Below are 20,069 nucleotides of genomic sequence, written 5' to 3' on the forward strand. Positions count from 1 at the left end.
ATGAACACAATTCAATCGATTATCAAAGGATTCGCATTTAGCACAATTGCCGTACTAAGTTTTTCTAATTGCAGTAAAGACGATACTACGTCCCCAACACCCATAGGATCAACTACTATTCCTGCGGTTTACACAAAAATATATGGTGCAAACAGCATAACAACTGATGGTACCTATATAACTATAAAATCGAATGGTACTCCTGATCATAAAAGCCCTTATTATGCTACTTCAAACGCATTATATGAAGCCTATAGTGGAACAACTTTTACCGGTGTAACTTTTATGAAAAATCCTAATATCATAACCACCCAATCGTTCACGTTCAAGATTCCGCTTAATCCAAGTGTTACAGCATCACACACCCCTACAGGACTAGGCCCAATTGGAGTTGCTATAAACGGAGTTCCTTTTTACAATCAATACGCGGGGCCAAACAATCAAGAACTAACAGGAGAAATAGCCAGTTTTGACAAATACTATGGTCATCCACAACAATCAGGTCAATATCATTATCACGTAGAACCTATATATTTAACAACTATAAAATCAACTAAATCCGGATTGATGGGGTTCCTATTAGATGGCTTTCCCGTTTATGGACCACAAGATGAAAATGGAACTACAGTAACCAGCAATGCTTTAGACGCATATCATGGACATACCCACGCTACAATAGACTACCCTAATGGCACATATCACTATCATTTTACCAGCGATAGTCCTTATTTAAATGGAAATGGGTATTATGGTTCAGCCGGAACAGTATCTCAATAATGAAGTATATTCTATTAATTTTTGTATTATACTGTATCGTTTCTTGTAAACAACGCGATGAAGAGAATATACCAACCGAACAATCGAATATTGTTCCTAAAGTGTATGTTCTTATTTCATCCAGTAATATTGTTTATAAAAATGATATCGTATTTATAGATAGTCAAAAATATTCTGGATTTATCTATCAACTTTCAAACACTAATGACACTCTTGAAATTGATGGTTATGCAAATGGAAAATTACATGGGGTTTCTAAAAAATGGTTTCCCAGCAAACAATTAAAAGAAATTCGCTATTATAATAATGGTGCAAAAGAAGGAAAACAAGAAAGTTTTTGGGAAAACGGAAATAAAAAATTCTCCTTTGTTGCTAAACAAGATTATTATGAAGGTGAATTGAAAGAATGGGATGAAAACGGTAAATTGTACCATTTAGCACATTACGAAAAAGGACAAGAAGAAGGAGTCCAAAAACTATGGTATGACAACGGTAAAATAAGAGCCAATTATGTTATCCTAAAGGGAAAAAGATATGGATTATTAGGAACTAAAAATTGTAAAAATGTATCGGATAGTATTTTTAATAATCAGTAGCGCACTACTATTAAGTTGCAACAACAGCAACAAAGACTCAATTAATTTACCTTATTATAACGAACCCACTTTCACTCCAGTTTTTATTACTGATGAGGCTGAAATAGCAACGAAAATCACCCATAAAATTGAAGATTTTAAATTCTTAAATCAAGACAGTGTTTTTGTTTCGAATAAAAACATCGAGGGAAAAATTCATATCGCCAATTTTATTTTCACTACTTGTGGTAGTATTTGCCCTAATATGACTCGCAATCTAAAGGTGGTGAATGACAGTTTAGGAAATGATAGTCAAATAGTATTTCTATCTTATTCCGTTACGCCTTGGATAGACAAACCACACGTTTTAAAAAAATACAAAAATGAATATGGAATTGAGTCAAAAAACTGGCATTTTCTAACAGGAAATAAAAGCGAAATTTACAAGTTAGCTAGACAATCCTATTTTGCTGAAGAGGACATTGGCTTTTCCAAAGATGGCTCAGAATTTTTACATACTGAGCACTTTTTATTAATTGACAAAAACAAAAGAATAAGAGGTATTTATAACGGAACACTCCTTTTAGAAATGTATCAATTAATTGATGACATTCGCACATTAGAACAAGAAAATTTTGATTAATGAAAATGCAGCTTTTTTATATTCTTAGAAGAAAATAGTATTCTCTATTTCATTTTCATTGGTGGTAAATCGAATGCAGCTGATTCGTGTTCGAAACCGTTACGGTGTGAAACGTCACAAAAAGGTTTGTTAGCAGATAATCCACAACGACAAAGCCCCAAAGCCGTTCTTCCTTCTAATCCATATACATTCCCTTCGCAGTCTGTTATTTCAAAATCCCCTTCTATTTTTATAGATCCATTGCGATTGATTACTAGTTTTGTTTTGCTCATAATGCTGTTTTTTTTTTATGATTCAAAGTCCTAATTTACATTAATTACTTAGAAAAAAGAAAGTGTTTTTATTTTGAATCAACACAATTCAAGTTATCTGAATAATTCTTTTTTACCAATTCTAAGGTTTTAGTGTAGGGATAACTTCCTCCAAAACCAAGATTTTCAAGGTTTATGGAATAGAAACAATTAAATGATATCACACTGTGGACTTTTAAATCATTCGGATTATTATATTCATTGACTAAAGCATTACATCGCGTTTGGGTAAGATCACTGATCACTTCTTTTAGAATGTAATCAACATCAACATTGTACTCTTTAGCTAAAGATTTATCCAAAAAATCAAGGTATCTACCGCTAGGCTGCCCTTTTCTATAAATAGAATCAGGTCTTATCGTAAATTCGTCTAAGTAAAACGATTTAATACTGGCAATTTTAACGAAATTCGGATTATGCTCAAAATCTAATTTTCGATATAATTCTGTAAATGTTCTATTTACAGCGTCAAAATAAAGCGGTATTAAAGGCTGCCTTGTTTTATCAACCCATATTTCGTGTGTTAAATGCTCAAACCCCCATAAAACTCTCCCCTTCTCGCTGGCAAATTTAGAGCAAACCATAGTGACATCTGCAGACTTGGCCAATAAATAAACTCCAGCTTTTTTACTTCCCGGTAAAGGAATAAAATAAGGCTGTGCTAGTTTCCATTGCCCCTCAAAAGCACTTGCCGGGCAATATTCTTGGACTTCATCCTCATTTAAAAAACCCAAATCAATCGTTTTATTTTCTTCAGTATTATAAAAAGAACTTAAAGGATGTTTATCATTGGAGCCTAATGAATCAGTTCCCGTAAGGGTGTGATTCCTCATGAAAATATAAACTAAGAGAACTCCAATAACCAATACCAGAAAAATCAAAGTACCAATCATTTTTTTTGGAAATTTATAAGAACTGCTTTCTTTAGCAATTTCTCTATTGTTTAATTCCTTCTTTAACTGCTTGGTTTCTTTTAATAGGTTTTTGTGTATAATTAATTGTTCAATGTTTCTTATCGACCTCATGTACATCCCCTCAGTGGCTGAACCTGAAATCAATTTACTGAACTGGCTGGGACTGATACATAAATCAGAAGCAATTTCTCCAAAAGAAGACGTCCCGAACTTAGACGTAATAGGCTGGTAACCACCATATAGTTCTTTTAATTTCTCTTTAAAGCTGTCATTCAAATTCTCCTCCATTTATGGCGTTTTTTCTATTTTAAAATCTATTAATTGAAGTGTAAACGGGTGTAAAACCAAACAAATTAATGTAAAACAGTGTAAAAGCATAGCTTTGAAACCGAAACAAATTTTACATTAGCCGAGATAAAAAAATGAAATAAAATTTACTATCTATTTTTTTATTGTTAAAAACATACCAAATATTTAAACAATAATCCAAAACTAAACTATTTACTTATGAAACCAACAACCTTTGTTTTTATTTTACTCTTTATTTCTAATTTATGCTCCGCACAGAGTGACAAATTAAAAATTAATCTGGACGAATCAGGAAAAACCTATATAAAAGGATACATTAGGGGACAGTTTTGGGGTCGGTATAATGACATGAATCCCGGGACCACAATTAATGGCGAACCAGTAACGAATAAATTTGATTTTTCTATACGAAGGTTACGTATGGGAGTCACTGCACAACTGAGTCCCAAATTATATGTCAATTCATTATTTGGCGGAAATAACATTAATCTCTCGAACGAAAAGGCATTTGCTTTTGATGTTTTAGATTTAAATGTCGAATATGCCTTCAGCGATCAATTTGCTTTAGGAATGGGTGAAAGTTCATGGGATGGATTGAGCAGATGGACAACCAGAAGCAGCAAAACATTGATGAGTATGGACGCCCCATTGTTTTCATTACTAACCATTGATAAAAATGATGATTTAGGAAGAGGTTTAGGAGCTTGGGCAAAGGGCCAAATAGGAAAGTTTGACTATGTGTTGTCTTTAAAAAACCCTATTAGTTTTGGTGTTGAAGCCAAAGAAGGCGTAACTGATTTTGCTCTTAATAACCCAAGAGTGAGAACTTCCGCATATGCAAAATACGAATTTCTTGACAACGAAAGCAACAAAACTGCCTATAGCGGAGGAACAGGAACTTACATTGGAGAAAAAAAGATTTTCAATTTAGGAGCTGGTTTTTTATACCAAGCGAAAATGACCTCTAGCCTTAACAATGGAGTCACAAAATATTATGATTTTAAAAACTGGGCAACCGAACTATTTTATGATGTCCCTTTAAATAAAGAGAAAGGGACTGCAATTACTTCTTATTTAGGTTATTTCGACACCGATTTTGGGCCAAATTACATCCGAAACCTAGGAGCAAATGATTACACCAGCGGAGGAACTTCATTTAATGGTTCCGGTAATGATTTTCCAATGATGGGAACTGGAAATACCGTATTTTTTCAGTTTGGTTACTTACTTCCAAAAAACTTTTTGGGGAAGGAAAATTTAATTGGCAAAATACAACCCAACATTGCTATACAATATTCCAACTTTGAAGCCTTAGATCAGTCAATGCTAGTTTACGATATAGGGGTGAATCTCTTTTTTAAAGGACATTCAAACAAGCTGACTTTAAACTATCAAAACAGACCTATTTATTTAGCAAATACATTAGGAGAACTTAAAGTTGACGAAAGAAAAGGGCAAATCGTATTACAATATCAAATAGAAATTAACTAAACAAACAGCAATCATGACAGATACAGATTCAAAATCAAGCGTAAATTATAAAATTATTATTTTAGGGTTGGTCATTTTTACTTTAATGGTTAGCTTTTTAGATTTAGTTCCGGGTAACAAAGGAGTCACAATTACTGCCGCAATAGCCGTTTTGATGGCTATATGGTGGGTGTCTGAAGCCCTTCCAATAGGAATAACAAGTTTATTACCAATTATTCTATTTCCTGCCTTTGGGGTGTTAGATGGCAAGACCATTTCAAATGCTTATATCAATGATGTTATATTTTTGTTTTTAGGAGGCTTTTTTATGGCGTTAGCTCTCGAAAAATGGGGTTTACATAAACGTATCGCTCTAAAAATATTATCTAGTTTAGGCGGAAGCCCTTTTAAAATACTGTTAGGATTCATGTTAGCCTCTGCCTTTTTATCCATGTGGATGTCTAATACGGCTACTGCCATGATGATGTTACCTATCGTTTTTTCTGTAACCACAGCATTAGAAGACACTCATGGGGAACAAAAATTAGGGAAATTTACCACTGCCATATTACTCGGGGTCGCTTATGCTTGTTCTATTGGAGGGATTGCTACATTAGTTGGTACGCCTCCCAACCTATCCTTTATAAGAATATTTGAAATAATCTATCCTAGTGCTCCAGAAATTTCATTTGGACAATGGTTAATATATGCGCTACCGTTAAGCATACTGATGTTTGTTTTTGTTTTGGTGATTTTGTATTTTTTATTTCCTCCACAAAAAGATATTGAAGTATTAAACAAATCCTTTTTTAATGAAAAATACAAAGAGCTAGGAAAAGTTACCCTAGAACAAAAAAGAGTTTTTGTTTTGTTTGTATTACTGGCTTTGCTATGGGTATTTAGTAAGACATTGAGTATAGGTGAATTCAAAATTCCAGGATGGAGTGGTTTATTTCCGGAGCCTAAATTCCTAAACGACGGCACAATAGCAATATTCGTTACTATCCTCTTATTTATCACCCCTTCCTCTAAGAAAACAGAAGGATTATTGACTTGGGAGATTATAAACAAAATCCCTTGGGGAATCGTATTGCTTTTTGGAGGAGGATTTGCTTTAGCCAAAGGCTTTGTTGATTCCGGATTATCGTCATACATAGGTGAACAACTTGTGTCTGCGGGAAATTTAAGCAATATGAGTTTACTATTTACAGTTACTGGACTAATGACCTTTTTAACTGAATTTACCTCAAACACCGCAACAACAGAAATGATGCTTCCTATTGTGGCTGGACTTACCAATCAAATCCAAATCAATCCCTTATTTCTAATGATTCCTGTAACTATCGCAGCTTCTATGGCGTTTATGTTCCCTATAGCTACGCCTCCAAACGCAGTAGTTTTTGGTTCTGGAAAATTAAAAATGATGGATATGGTAAAAGCAGGTTTCATAATAAATATTGTAGGGGTTATTTTAGTCGTTTTAATATCCTATTACTGGGGCGCAATAGTATTTGACATTGACCCTAATGTTATGCCAGAATGGGCAAAAGACATTAGACTAGGAGCAACTCTTAAGTAATACTATTACTGCGATAAATTAGCAAACCTCTAGTTAGGTTTCAGGATATGCCAGCACAAATTAAAATCCGTGCTGGCATATCCATTATTTAATAAACTTCCGCTTAACCATCCACCTGATTCAACAAATTAATGCAAGTTTTAGAAAAAAAAGACGCTTTTTTAAAGAACACACTACAAATAATACATTACTATGAGCAAAGAAAAATTAAGAAGGGAAGCTTTGGTTTACCATGCCAAACCGCAACCGGGTAAGATAAAAATTGTACCAACTAAACCGTACGCAACCCAACGTGATCTGGGACTTGCTTATTCTCCAGGTGTTGCCGAGCCTTGTTTAGAAATACATAAAGATGTAGAAAACGTTTATAAATATACCGCTAAAGGAAATTTAGTAGCAGTAATTACTAACGGCACAGCTGTTTTAGGATTAGGAGACATAGGCCCTGAGGCTTCGAAGCCTGTTATGGAAGGGAAATGCTTGTTATTTAAAATTTTTGCAGATATTGACAGTATTGATATTGAATTGGACACTAAAGATATTGATAAGTTTATTGAAACGGTAAAAATTATGGCTCCTACTTTTGGAGGAATTAATCTCGAAGATATTAAAGCTCCGGAAGCTTTTGAAATTGAACGAAGATTAAAAGAAGAATTGGATATCCCTGTAATGCATGACGACCAACATGGAACAGCAATTATATCGGCTGCAGCCCTGTTGAATGCATTGGAAATAACTAAGAAAAAAATTGAAGATGTACGCATAGTAATAAGTGGCGCAGGTGCTGCTGCTATTTCTTGTACCCGATTATATAAGGCTTTTGGTGCTTCTGGAAAGAATATTGTTATGATTGACAGCAAAGGTGTAATCCGAAGTGACCGAGAAAATTTATCGGTAGAAAAACTTGAATTTGCCAGTGCCAGAAAAATTGATACCCTTGAAGAAGCAATGGTTGATGCTGATGTTTTCGTAGGACTTTCTGTAGCCGACGTGGTAAATCCTGCTATGTTAATTTCTATGGCAAAAGATCCTATTGTTTTTGCAATGGCAAATCCTGACCCAGAAATTGCTTATGATTTAGCAGTGAGCACAAGAAAAGATATTATTATGGCCACAGGAAGATCCGATCATCCTAATCAAGTCAATAATGTTTTAGGTTTCCCTTTTATTTTTAGAGGAGCATTAGACGTAAGAGCGACTAAAATAAATGAAGAAATGAAAATGGCGGCCGTAAAAGCTTTGGCTGATTTAACCCGAGAAGCTGTTCCCGAGCAAGTAAATATTGCTTACGGTGAAACCCGTCTCACTTTTGGAAGGGATTATATCATTCCAAAACCATTTGATCCTCGATTGATTTCTTCAATACCTCCGGCGGTTGCCAAAGCTGCCATGGAAAGTGGTGTAGCCAAAATGCCGATTTTGGATTGGGACAAGTACAAAGAAGAATTGTTACAGCGTTCGGGCAACGATAATAAAGTGGTTCGAATGTTACACGAAAGAGCCAAAGTACATCCTAAAACAATAGTTTTTGCAGAAGCAGATCATTTAGATGTATTGAAAGCAGCACAAATTTCTTTTGACGAAGGAATTGCAGTTCCTATTTTATTAGGACATAGAGAAACAATTTTAGAATTAAAAAAGGAAATTGAATTTGATGCCGATCTTATAATAATTGATACTCATGCTGAGGAATCAAATGCTGCAAGAAATGATTACGCCACCAAATTCTGGAAAATGCGGGAAAGAGATGGTATGACACTTTATGGCGCTACTTCAAAAATGAGAGACCGCAATTATTTTGGGGCTATGATGGTTCTTGAAGGAGATGCAGACGGAATGATTTCTGGGTATTCTAGAGCCTATTCTACTGTAGTTAGACCTATTTTTGAAGTCATAGGAAAGGCCCCAAATGTAAAAAAAGCGGCAACGGTAAATATCATAACAACAGAAAGAGGTCCAATGTTTTTAGCTGATACAGCTATAAATATCGACCCAACTGCTGAAGAGCTGGCCGATATTACCAAAATGACTGCTAGTGTGGCTAAAACATTCGGTTTCAATCCTGTCATAGCTATGCTTTCCTATTCAAATTTCGGGTCTTCAACGCATCCACATGCACTTAAAGTAAGACAGGCCGCTAAAATTCTACACACTAATACACCGGAATTAGTTGTAGACGGTGACATTCAATCTGATTTTGCTTTAAATTTGGAGTTGTTACAAAGTAGATTTCCGTTTTCAAAATTAGCGGGTAAAAAAGTAAATACCCTAATTTTTCCAAATTTAGAATCGGCAAATATCACCTATAAATTATTAAAAGAACTCAACAAGTCTGATTCAATTGGTCCCATAATGATGGGGCTTAGTAAATCAGTTCATATCCTACAATTGGGCGCCAGTGTAAATGAAATGGTTAATATGACTGCAGTTGCTGTAATTGATACGCAAGAGCGTGACAAAAGAAAAAAAGCTAAATTGAATAAGTAATATAAATGTTTGAAATGTGTTTCCACAAAACCTGAGGATAATAAAAATGAAATTTACACTCTCGCAAGACAATCCTCTTCTACTGAGAAAGAAATTGGTTTTTCTAAAGATGCCTCAGAGTTTTTACATACTGAACACTTTTTATTAATCGACAAAAACAAAAGAATAAGAGGTCTATATAACGGAACACTACTTTTAGAAATGTATAATTAATTGAAACCTTCCGTACATTGGAACAAGAAGATTTAGATTAATAAAAAAGCTGCATTATTGAAAAATGCAGCTTTTTTATAGTGTATGTAGAATATAGAATTCTCTATTTCACTTTCATTGGTGGTAAATCGAATGCTGCTGATTCGTGTTCGAAACCGTTACGGTGTGAACCATCACAAAATGGTTTGTTAACTGATAATCCACAACGACAAAGTCCCAAAGCCGTTCTTCCTTCTAATCCATATACATTTCCTTCGCTGTCAGTTATTTCAAAATCACCCTCTATTTTTATAGATCCATTGCGATTGATTACTAGTTTTGTTTTGCTCATAATGCTGTTTGTTTTTTTTAAGAGTTCAAAGATTGCAAAATATATGCTACTCCCTTAGTATAGACGTGCTTTTTTTAAGAATCCATATCTAATTTACATTAATTCTATTTTAAGGAAATAAATAAAAACTAGGTTTTATTTATTTCTTTGAGAGCACACCCTTATTGAGGAAATTTGTCTTTATAATTAAAATTCCATAAAAGAAGTATGCTGTTACGGTTTCCCGTAAAGAAACTAAAAAAAGTAGTTATAGTTTTACTTTTTCACAAACAATAAGAAAAACACAAAATTAAAAATCTTGTTATTAACTCAATATAAAACAATAAAATATGAGACAATTAATCTACAAAATAATTACTCAAATACGCACTTGCAAAATATGTGGAAAATCAGAAAAAGAATGTGAGTGCTGGTTTGGAGGAAGCTATGACAATTAAAACACTTCCTTTAAAAAAAAACGTCAGGGATAATTTAATTCTTACGCTCTAATGTTTTATGTTAATATTGAGAAACAGAGATGAATTTCCATAAAAAAACTCTCAAGTTTCCCTGAGAGTTTTTTTATTTGTTTTTATAGAACCCCTAGTAGAATATGGCTATAATTGTTCTAATACTCTATTCACCTGAGCAAAACTTTTGCTGTAATAATTTTCTTTTATTGAAGATATAATTACTCCTCCATGATTAGAAGAATGAATGAATTTTATCTCTCCATCTGTAACATCAACAACCATCCCTACATGATTAATGCGTCTTCTTCCATTCGTTTTAAAGAATATTAAATCCCCTTTTTGAGCTTCGCCTGTACTTATCACAGAACCGAAATTTGACATCTCTATAGACGATCTAGGCAACTTAATATCGAAACCTCCATAAGTGGAAACTATCAATCCAGAACAATCAAAACCTGATTTAGAGGTTCCTCCCGTTCGGTATCTTGAACCAATATTATCAGAAGCAGCTGATACCAGCTGATCTAAAAAGTTCATATCAGTAATTGATTTCCTTGAAGAATTTGGAGTTGCACTTATCTCTTCTTTAACAACTTCTGCCACAACAGCTGTTTCAGTTTTCACCTCAATACCGCGAATAGTTAAAACGGAACCTACTAAAAGTTTTTTGGCAATTTTAGGGTTTTGCTTTTCTAATTCTTTAACTGTAATACCGTATTGTTTTGCAATAGAATATTTAGTCTCCTTTGCTAATACTTTACGAGAGAATGAATCCTCAACTGTCACAGGAGTATTTACCACTAATTCTGTTTTTGATACTTGCTTATCAATTGCAACTTTATTATCAGCTGTCTTTACAACTTCTTTCCCTTTTACAGGAATTGTAATAACCTGTCCTACTTTCAAAGCCTCCGTTTCTAGAATAGGATTAGCCTTATCTATTTCAGCAACTGTAATTCCGTATTCTTTAGCAATTGCATATTTGGTTTCTCCTTTTAAAACCTCACGTGAAATTTCTTGAGTCGTCATTTCATTTTTAACTACTGCAACTTCAGTTACTGGAGCACTTGCTTTTGATATTACTTTTTCTTGGGATTTTGTTGTTTTTAATTCTTTTTGTGGCTCAGAAGTAATTGCCTTTATCTTACTGTTAGCTGCCGTTCCTGGAATTTGAATTTTTTGTCCAGTTTTTAAACCTGTTTTCTCTAACGAAGGATTGACTTCATACAATTCAGCCACACTTATTCCGTATTCTTTTGCAATACCATAAGGCGTTTCTTTAACTAGAACCTCATGCGTTGTTTCAGAAAAAGTTGTTGAATTATTTGTGGTAGTATTAGTGTTTTGAGAAACAACTGTAGGAATCAGCAAAACGGAATTGAGTTTCAAGAGTTTCTTGGCTTGTGGATTTAGGTCGTAAATTGCTTTTGGTTTTACATTGTATTGTTCAGCAATTTTGGTAATTGTTTCCCCTTTCATTATGGTATGCTTTATTTGTTTTTCTTGCGAAAAACCATAAAAACTACCTATAAAAAACATCGCTACAATCCAACTATAATTTCTCATAAACTTTATTTAAACACTAAATTTCAATCTATTAACCCTGAATTTCTTATTCAGAAAATAAATTTATATTACTTCTAAACTTCAAAATCATCAAAAAAGTATTTAGAAAAGCGAATTTAACCTATAAATACAAATGTCGCGCTTTTTTAACAACTCTTTATATCCATTTTAACATATTCGCTAATATTAAAAAATACTGCAATTATTCGGCGCTTGGGCACAGCAATTTAAAACTTACCAACCCACAAGCAAGTTTAAAATATTTTTCACTTTAAGTAAAATTCATATCAATTGCAAAATGAAACAGTTTTAATAAAATCCAATAGCTCGCATATTTAAATTCTACTTATATTTATATTACTTTTCTTAAAACACAACAAAATGAAAAAAACCTTATTAGCTTTAATACTCCTTACCAATATAGCTATTGGTTATTCTCAATTTGAAGAAACACCTAAATATTACAAAAAAATTGTCTTTACCTATCACCAAAAATCCACTATCCATATTGACAACAGAGGAATTTACGCCGACACCTTACTTTTAAACCATTATTTTCCAGATTTAAACTTCCAAAAGACAACACTTCCTCAAAATGACATAAGAACTGGAGGATTCATACAAATGAATCAATTATCAGAAGCTGATAAAAACAAACTTGTCGCCATTATTTCTAAAAGAACATATAAAATTGAAGGAAAGTACAATCTAAAAAAAAACAAGACCACTTTAAGATGTAGTAGAATAGAAATCAATGATACAAAAGCTCTAATAAAAAAACATTTAAACAAATCCTATAGAGACTTTTACTTTAAAGATATAATCGACTATAAAAAGAATAGAAGATCTGTAAACTATCAATATACAGGAATCACAGAAAACTTTGATATAGAAAAAAACAAAATTGAATGGACAACGACTGACCCCAGCATTGGAAAGTATAACACAACAAAGAACAACTTGACTTACACCAATATTGTTTTAATAAATCCAAAACTAGAAAAACACATCTCTCCAATTGTGTTATTTGGTAATTGTGAATCTGGAATCGAAAAAATTACAACTTTTGATTATACAGCAGAACTTATTTCGATTTCTTATCAATAAAAAAAAGCTCCTCTTTATCAGAGAAGCCTTTTAGAAATATATATTTTAATTATTATGCTTTACCTGCAGCAATTAAGTTTAATGCTGAACCGGCAACGAACCAACCAATTTGCCCTTCGTTGTAGGTATGGTTAGCCATAATTACATCCTTAGACCCATCAGCGTGAACGAATTCTAATGACAATTGTTTTCCTGGAGCAAAATCTACTAAATCAATGAAGTTGATAGTATCATCTTCTTGAATTTTATCGTAATCAGCTTCATTAGCAAATGTCAATCCTAACATTCCTTGTTTTTTAAGGTTTGTTTCATGGATACGAGCAAATGATTTGACTAATACTGCTTTCACACCTAGGAAACGAGGCTCCATAGCTGCATGTTCACGAGAAGACCCTTCTCCATAGTTATGATCCCCAACAACAACAGTAGGGATTCCAGCTGCTTTGTAAGCACGTGCTACAGCAGGAACTGCATCATAAACACCGGTTAATTGATTTTTAACTGAATTTGTTTTTTGGTTAAATGCGTTTATAGCACCAATCAACATATTATTTGAGATATTATCTAAATGTCCACGGAAACGCAACCAAGGTCCTGCCATAGAGATATGGTCAGTCGTACATTTTCCGAAAGCTTTGATTAACAATTTAGCTCCTGAAATATTTTTTCCGTTCCAAGCTTCAAAAGGTGCCAATAATTGCAAACGATCCGAAGTTTCACTTACAACGATTTTAACATTTGATCCATCTTCAGCAGGAGCTTGAAAACCATTATCCTTGACATCAAATCCTCTTTTGGGTAATTCATCACCAAACGGAGCTTTTAACATCACTTCTTCGCCTTTATCATTCAATAAAGCATCAGTCAACGGATTGAAATCCAATCTTCCTGAAATTGCTAATGCAGCAACCATTTCTGGCGAAGTTACAAAAGCATGTGTATTAGGGTTGCCGTCAGCTCTTTTAGAGAAGTTACGGTTGAATGAATGAACAATTGTGTTTTTCTCTTGTTTGTCAGCTCCTGCTCTATCCCATTGTCCGATACATGGTCCACAAGCATTTGTAAATACTTTAGTTCCCATTTTTTCGAAAGTGGCAATCATACCATCTCTTTCAATAGTGTACCGAATTTGTTCAGAACCAGGGTTAATTCCAAATTCAGCTTTTGGAGTGATTCCGTGTTCTACTGCTTGGTTTACAATAGAAGCAGCACGAGCCATATCTTCATAAGAAGAGTTGGTACAAGAACCGATTAATCCCCATTCTACTTTTAATGGCCACCCATTTACAGCAGCTTCCGTTTTCATTTTAGAAACTGGAGTCCCGCGGTCTGGCGTAAAAGGACCATTGATATGCGGCTCTAATTCTGACAAGTTAATTTCGATAACCTGGTCAAAATAGTGTCCCGGGTTTGCATATACTTCTGGATCTGCCGTTAAGTATGGCGCTACTTTATCAGCAGCATCCACAACATCTTGACGTCCAGTAGCCGATAAATACCTACGCATAGAATCATCGTAACCAAATGTAGATGTAGTGGCACCAATTTCGGCACCCATATTACAAATTGTTCCTTTTCCTGTACAAGACATATTTAAGGCCCCTTCACCGAAATATTCTACAACAGCTCCAGTCCCCCCTTTTACAGTAAGAATATCAGCTACTTTAAGGATGACATCTTTAGGAGCAGTCCAACCAGATAATTTTCCTGTCAACTTAACTCCAATTAGTTTGGGAAATTTTAATTCCCATCCCATTCCTGACATTACATCAACAGCATCTGCTCCACCAACACCAATAGCAAGCATTCCCAATCCACCAGCATTTACAGTATGTGAATCAGTACCTATCATCATTCCTCCAGGGAAAGCATAATTTTCTAATACTATTTGGTGAATAATTCCAGAACCAGGTTTCCAGAAACCTATTCCATATTTATCTGAAACCGATGAAAGGAAGTCAAAGACTTCACTCGATTGTTCTTTTGCAACTGCTAGATCTTTCTCAGCGCCTACTTTAGCTAAAATCAAGTGATCACAATGCACTGTCGTAGGAACAGCAACCGTTTTCTTACCTGCATGCATAAATTGCAATAAAGCCATTTGAGCCGTTGCATCTTGACAAGCTACTCTATCAGGAGCAAAATCAACATAATCAACACCCCTTTTAAAAGTTTGAGAAGGTGTTTTTTCCCAAAGGTGTGAATATAAAATTTTCTCCGTCAATGTAAGTGGTCGTCCAACTAATTCACGTGCTGCATCAACACGACTAGTCATGTTCGCATACACTTTTTTAATCATATCAATATCAAAAGCCATAATATATAGGTGTTTTTTGTTGTTCTAAATTAAACACCACAAGATACAAAAAAATTAAGTAGCTATAAAAAAAGCCTGAGTTTATAACTCAGGCTTTTTGATATATTTAATAAAAAATTGATAATTATCTTACTAATTGCTTATGTGGAGGTGCAAACTTAGTCAAGTTAATCCCTTTTACAGCAGCTTTATACTCTTCAATAGTAGGAGTTCTTCCTAAGATTGTAGATAAAACAACAACTGGAGTAGATGAAAGCAAAGACTCTCCTTTTTTACCTTCAGCATCCTCAACAACTCTTCCTTGGAAAAGACGCGTAGAAGTTGCCATTACAGTATCTCCTTTGGCTGCTTTTTCCTGGTTCCCCATACATAGGTTACATCCTGGACGCTCTAAATACAACATTTTCTCGTATGATGTACGTGCAACAGCTTTTGGTACGTTATCATCAAATTCAAAACCAGAATACTTTTGTAAAATTTCCCAGTCTCCTTCTTTCTTCAATTCATCTACGATATTGTACGTAGGAGGAGCCACAACTAGTGGTGCTTTGAACTCCACCTTACCTTGTTGCTCATCTATATTTTTAAGCATTTGAGCAAGAATTTTCATATCTCCTTTGTGAACCATACAAGATCCAATAAAACCAAGATCTACTTTTTTATCTCCACCATAAAAAGAAAGAGGTCTAATCGTATCGTGAGTATATCTTTTAGAAACATCGATGTTGTTTACGTCTGGATCTGCAATCATTGGCTCTGCAATCACATCAAGATCAACAACAACTTCAGCAAAATACTTAGCATCTGCATCTGGAGCCAATGCTGGTTTCTCGCCTGATTTGATCTCTGCTATTCGCTTATCAGCAATAGCGATCAATCCTTTCAGTACTTGTGTTGTATTATCCATTCCTTTATCAATCATGATCTGGATTCTACCCTTTGCAATCTCTAATGATTCGATCAAAGTAGCATCTTCAGAAATACAGATAGAAGCTTTCGCTTTCATCTCTGCAGTCCAGTCTGTAAATGTAAATGATTGGTCAGCTGTAAGAGTACCAATGTGTACCTCAATAACCCTACCTTGGAATACGTTATCTCCTTTAAACTGTTGAAGCATCTGGGATTGAGTCGCATGAACTACATCACGGAAATCCATATATTCCTTCATTTGCCCTTTGAACGTTACCTTCACTGATTGCGGGATAGGCATAGAAGCCTCACCTGTAGCCAACGCAAGTGCAACAGTTCCTGAGTCAGCACCAAAAGCAACACCTTTAGACATTCTAGTATGAGAGTCACCACCAATAGTAATTGCCCAATCATCAACCGTAAGGTCATTAAGTACTTTGTGTATAACATCCGTCATTGCAAGATATTCTCCTTTTGGATCACGTGCGGTAATCAAACCGAAGTCGTTCATAAACTTCATTAACCTAGGAATGTTAGCCTTAGACTTATTATCCCATACTGAAGCAGTATGACAACCTGATTGGTAAGCACCATCAACAATTGGAGAAATCACAGTTGCAGCCATTGACTCCAATTCCTGAGATGTCATAAGACCAGTCGTATCTTGTGAACCAACAATATTTACTTCCACACGCACATCTGAACCAGCGTGTAACACTTTACCCGGAGTAGTTCCAACAGCGTTTTTATTGAATATTTTTTCAACTGCAGTAAGACCTTGCCCTTCAATAGAAATTTCTTTTGATGCAGCATATACCTGAGGTATATCTATATTTAAAGTTTTAGCAGCAAATGTCTGTAGCTTTTTACCGAAAACGATAGCATAAGACCCACCTGCTTTTATAAACTCCACTTTTTGAGGAGTTAAAGACGAAGAAATATCAATCAATTCGACATCTCCGTTATAAAGCTTCTTAGTTCTCGTATTGATAGTAAGAACCGTTCCAGTAGCAACAGAATAAACCTCTTCAAGAATAGCTTCTCCAGCTTGATCAAGAACAACATTCCCCTGTGCATCTACCTTTTTTGCCCAATTTTTAAGATCAATTCCTATTCCACCTGTAACACCTACAGTTGTTAGGAAAATAGGTGAAATACCGTTTGTTCCAGCAATAATTGGAGCAATATTGATAAATGGAACATAAGGACTCGCTTTTTTACCTGTCCATAATGCCACGTTGTTTACACCTGACATTCTTGATGATCCTACACCCATAGTTCCTCTCTCAGCGATTAACATCACGCTCTTATCAGGATTCGCTTCGGCCATTGCCTTAATCTCATCTTGTGCTTCAGGAGAAATCAAACATTTACCATGTAATTCACGATCCGATCTTGAGTGCGCTTGGTTACCTGGAGAAAGTAAATCAGTTGAAATATCTCCTTCACCAGCGATATAGGTAATTACCTTAATTTCTTCTGTGATTTCTGGTAATTTAGTAAAGAATTCTGCTTGAGCATAGCTCTCTAAGATTTCCTTTGCTACAGCATTACCACTTTTATAAGCCGCTTCTAAACGATCTGTATCGGCCTCATAAAGAAAAACTTGTGTCTTTAAAACTTCAGCAGCAGCTTTAGCAATTGCAACATCAGCACCTAAAGCCAAATCAAGTAACACTTCAACAGAAGTTCCACCTTTCATATGCGATAACAACTCTAAAGCAAAAGCAGGCGTAATTTCAGCAACAACTGATTCACCTAAAATAATTTCCTTTAAAAACTTAGCTTTTACATTTGCAGCAGGAGTAGTTCCAGGAACTACATTATAAATAAAGAAGTTAAGAGAATCTACTCTATACTCGTTATTCAAATCTTTAATTTGCGAAATGATATCGCTTAATAATTCTGCACCATCAATTGGCTTTGGGTTTAGCCCTTGTGTTTTTCTTTCTTCAATCTCTTGGATGTAATCCTGATACATATTCATAATAGAAGTATTTTTTCAATTTTAATAGTAGACTCCATTGATAATTTCAACATCAAAAAGCCCATATATTTAGGTGGATTTTGTTTTTTCTAGTGCAAATTTAAGGATTTAAGCCGACAATCGAAAAAAATTTAATAGAAGTCGCCTTTTGAAAAATTATTATTGCAAAATAATAGTTTACATTGAATATAATTGAGAAAAAATCATATTACAGGCTTTATTTTGAAGAATCAACAATATTAACCTTTGTTTTTAAGAAAGTGAAAATGCCACATTCTAATGAAGAATTGACAAACTAAATAATAGATAGCATTCCCTTATAAATCACAACCCCTTTGTACAAAATCTGAACAATAGAACCTTAAAAAGGTTCCCTGTAATCAGAAACATTCAAGACAGATCCATTATGATATTTACCAAAAACATCGATATCATAAATCTCTTTCCCTACTGTTTCAACATCCCCTAAGGCATTAGTTTCCTTATAGTTTACAAATTTTTCCAGGTCAATGAAATCTTCAGAATCACTATTTCTTATTTCGTCCTGCATACTAGTGTCAACAACCCCTGGGTAAATCGCTATGATCTCAACTTCATTTCCTATCGACTCTTGCTCTACAGCTAGTACTTTTGTCATCATATCAATTGCTGCTTTTGTTGCACAATACAAAGACCAACCAAAATAAGCCTTAACAGCTGCTCCAGATGAAATATTGATTATTTTCTTTATACAATTCCAACTTTTAGTCTTTCTTAAAAAAACAGAATTAAGAACAAAAGGAGTCGTTAAATTTAATTGAATCGTACTTTGAATATCACTTACAGCACTTTTATCCAGTGTTCCAATTTTCCCTAAAGTACCAGCATTATTTATAAGGACAATTCGATTTACAGCAACAGGGTCAATTATATCCAGAATTTCAGAAAAAACAGATTCAATTCCTCCAGCTTCACTTAAATCCAATTGAACCTGAATAACATCACTATATGAAGGAGACTTGTTTACGGAACGAGCAATAGAATATATTTTATATCCATTAGCTTTATAGGCTGATACAATTCCGCTACCAATTCCTTTGTTTCCTCCAGTGATTATTAAAATATTTATCATTTCAGACAAAACAATTTATTAGAACAATTTATTAATTATCATTTCTTCCGTAATTCCTTCTGCATCGGCTTTGTAGTTCTTGATAATTCTATGACGTAGAATCCCTATTGCCACAGCTTTCACATCTTCAATATCAGGAGAGAATTTCCCATTAAAAGCCGCATGAGCTTTAGCGGCTAAAATTAAATTCTGAGAAGCCCTAGGTCCTGCTCCCCAATCTAAATAATTCTTAACAAATTCATTAGACAGTCCGTTATCCGGACGGGTTTTACTAACCAGAGTTACGGCATATTCAATTACATTATCAGCAACTGGAATTCGGCGTATCAATTGTTGAAAATCAATAATTTCCTGAGCACTAAACAATGGGTTAACTGTATTTTTTATATCGGATGTTGTACGTTTTACCACTTGAACCTCTTCTTCAAAAGAAGGGTATTCTAGTTTAATGGCAAACATAAAACGGTCTAACTGCGCTTCAGGCAAAGGATAAGTTCCTTCTTGTTCAATAGGATTTTGAGTTGCTAAAACAAAATAAGGTAAATCTAATTTGTAATTCTCTCCAGCTATAGTTACTGAGCGCTCCTGCATAGCTTCTAATAAAGCCGCTTGGGTTTTCGGAGGGGTTCTATTAATCTCGTCAGCCAGAATTATATTCGAAAAAACAGGCCCTTTTATGAATTTAAACTGTCGGTTTTCATCTAGTATTTCAGACCCTAAGATATCTGAAGGCATTAAATCCGGAGTAAATTGAATTCTTTTAAAATCTAGCCCTAAAGCTTGCGCAAGAGTATTTACCATTAATGTTTTGGCCAAACCAGGAACACCAACTAATAACGCATGTCCTCCTGAAAAAATACATAATAATATCTGATCCACCACGGCATCCTGTCCTACGATGATTTTTGCGATTTCGTTTTTTAACTCATTGCGCTTTTTAACTAAATTATGTATTGCTGCTACATCTGACATTTCGAATATATTTTAAATTAAAAAAGAGTTAGCTTTATG

General features: G+C 34.4%; 16 protein-coding genes. 8 read left to right on the top strand and 8 right to left on the bottom strand.

Annotated features, from left to right (window positions below; all coding sequences use genetic code 11):
• Genes FLAK523_RS00115 through FLAK523_RS00125 form a run of 3 tightly spaced genes read left to right on the top strand, consistent with a single transcriptional unit; the run spans nt 1 to nt 1,995 of the window.
• Nucleotides 1-777 (top strand): YHYH protein, encoded by a 777-nt coding sequence (locus FLAK523_RS00115; RefSeq protein WP_248905104.1) that lies wholly within the window; start codon nt 1-3, stop codon nt 775-777.
• Nucleotides 777-1,373, top strand: coding sequence for a toxin-antitoxin system YwqK family antitoxin (locus FLAK523_RS00120; protein WP_248905106.1), 597 nt, complete (start codon nt 777-779; stop codon nt 1,371-1,373). Before FLAK523_RS00115 ends, FLAK523_RS00120 begins: the two co-directional genes overlap by 1 nt.
• The gene (locus FLAK523_RS00125) at nt 1,342-1,995 is read left to right on the top strand and encodes an SCO family protein (RefSeq protein ID WP_248905108.1); all 654 of its coding nucleotides are present in this window, start codon (nt 1,342-1,344) and stop codon (nt 1,993-1,995) included. Before FLAK523_RS00120 ends, FLAK523_RS00125 begins: the two co-directional genes overlap by 32 nt.
• A gap of 44 nt (nt 1,996-2,039) precedes the next feature.
• Here the strand turns inward: FLAK523_RS00125 and FLAK523_RS00130 are convergent, their stop codons facing one another.
• Together FLAK523_RS00130 and FLAK523_RS00135 are read right to left on the bottom strand one after the other, a co-directional pair.
• Entirely contained in the window at nt 2,040-2,267 is a 228-nt protein-coding gene (locus FLAK523_RS00130) for a CDGSH iron-sulfur domain-containing protein (RefSeq protein WP_248905110.1), read from the bottom strand.
• 68 nt (nt 2,268-2,335) lie between these two features.
• The gene (locus FLAK523_RS00135; RefSeq protein WP_248905112.1) at nt 2,336-3,508 is read right to left on the bottom strand and encodes a hypothetical protein; all 1,173 of its coding nucleotides are present in this window, start codon (nt 3,506-3,508) and stop codon (nt 2,336-2,338) included.
• Nucleotides 3,509-3,727: 219 nt separating this feature from the next.
• On the opposite strand from FLAK523_RS00135, the gene FLAK523_RS00140 reads away from it, so the two are divergent.
• The 4 genes from FLAK523_RS00140 (at nt 3,728) to FLAK523_RS00155 (ending at nt 9,278) form a co-directional block, all read left to right on the top strand.
• Nucleotides 3,728-5,020: an OprO/OprP family phosphate-selective porin gene (locus tag FLAK523_RS00140; protein WP_248905114.1), complete on the top strand. Its 1,293-nt coding sequence runs from the start codon at nt 3,728-3,730 to the stop codon at nt 5,018-5,020.
• A 13-nt stretch (nt 5,021-5,033) separates the two neighbouring features.
• Nucleotides 5,034-6,578: a DASS family sodium-coupled anion symporter gene (locus FLAK523_RS00145; protein WP_248905116.1), complete on the top strand. Its 1,545-nt coding sequence runs from the start codon at nt 5,034-5,036 to the stop codon at nt 6,576-6,578.
• 192 nt (nt 6,579-6,770) lie between these two features.
• Entirely contained in the window at nt 6,771-9,065 is a 2,295-nt protein-coding gene (locus tag FLAK523_RS00150) for an NADP-dependent malic enzyme (protein WP_248905118.1), read from the top strand.
• Nucleotides 9,066-9,074: 9 nt separating this feature from the next.
• Nucleotides 9,075-9,278 (top strand): hypothetical protein, encoded by a 204-nt coding sequence (locus FLAK523_RS00155; RefSeq protein WP_248905120.1) that lies wholly within the window; start codon nt 9,075-9,077, stop codon nt 9,276-9,278.
• A 103-nt stretch (nt 9,279-9,381) separates the two neighbouring features.
• Here FLAK523_RS00155 and FLAK523_RS00160 read toward each other — a convergent pair whose 3' ends face one another.
• Both FLAK523_RS00160 and FLAK523_RS00165 read right to left on the bottom strand, forming a co-directional pair.
• A complete protein-coding gene (locus FLAK523_RS00160; protein ID WP_248905122.1) occupies nt 9,382-9,609 on the bottom strand; it encodes a CDGSH iron-sulfur domain-containing protein in 228 nt (75 codons plus the stop codon).
• Nucleotides 9,610-10,205: 596 nt separating this feature from the next.
• Nucleotides 10,206-11,627 carry a peptidoglycan endopeptidase gene (locus tag FLAK523_RS00165; protein WP_248905124.1) on the bottom strand — a complete coding sequence of 474 codons (1,422 nt, stop codon included), beginning with the start codon at nt 11,625-11,627 and terminating at the stop codon, nt 10,206-10,208.
• A gap of 381 nt (nt 11,628-12,008) precedes the next feature.
• On the opposite strand from FLAK523_RS00165, the gene FLAK523_RS00170 reads away from it, so the two are divergent.
• Entirely contained in the window at nt 12,009-12,734 is a 726-nt protein-coding gene (locus tag FLAK523_RS00170) for a hypothetical protein (RefSeq protein WP_248905126.1), read from the top strand.
• A 52-nt stretch (nt 12,735-12,786) separates the two neighbouring features.
• Here the strand turns inward: FLAK523_RS00170 and FLAK523_RS00175 are convergent, their stop codons facing one another.
• From FLAK523_RS00175 to FLAK523_RS00190, 4 genes are all read right to left on the bottom strand, one after another.
• Nucleotides 12,787-15,051: an aconitate hydratase gene (locus FLAK523_RS00175; RefSeq protein ID WP_248905128.1), complete on the bottom strand. Its 2,265-nt coding sequence runs from the start codon at nt 15,049-15,051 to the stop codon at nt 12,787-12,789.
• Between the two features lie 124 nt (nt 15,052-15,175).
• Complete coding sequence (locus FLAK523_RS00180; protein WP_248905130.1) at nt 15,176-17,947, bottom strand: bifunctional aconitate hydratase 2/2-methylisocitrate dehydratase; 2,772 nt, start codon at nt 17,945-17,947, stop codon at nt 15,176-15,178.
• 361 nt (nt 17,948-18,308) lie between these two features.
• Complete coding sequence (locus FLAK523_RS00185; RefSeq protein ID WP_248905132.1) at nt 18,309-19,058, bottom strand: SDR family NAD(P)-dependent oxidoreductase; 750 nt, start codon at nt 19,056-19,058, stop codon at nt 18,309-18,311.
• An 18-nt stretch (nt 19,059-19,076) separates the two neighbouring features.
• Nucleotides 19,077-20,030: a MoxR family ATPase gene (locus FLAK523_RS00190; RefSeq protein ID WP_248905134.1), complete on the bottom strand. Its 954-nt coding sequence runs from the start codon at nt 20,028-20,030 to the stop codon at nt 19,077-19,079.
• Nucleotides 20,031-20,069 lie beyond the last annotated feature (39 nt).

Source organism: Flavobacterium sp. K5-23, assembly GCF_023278045.1.
Taxonomy (GTDB): Bacteria; Bacteroidota; Bacteroidia; order Flavobacteriales; family Flavobacteriaceae; genus Flavobacterium.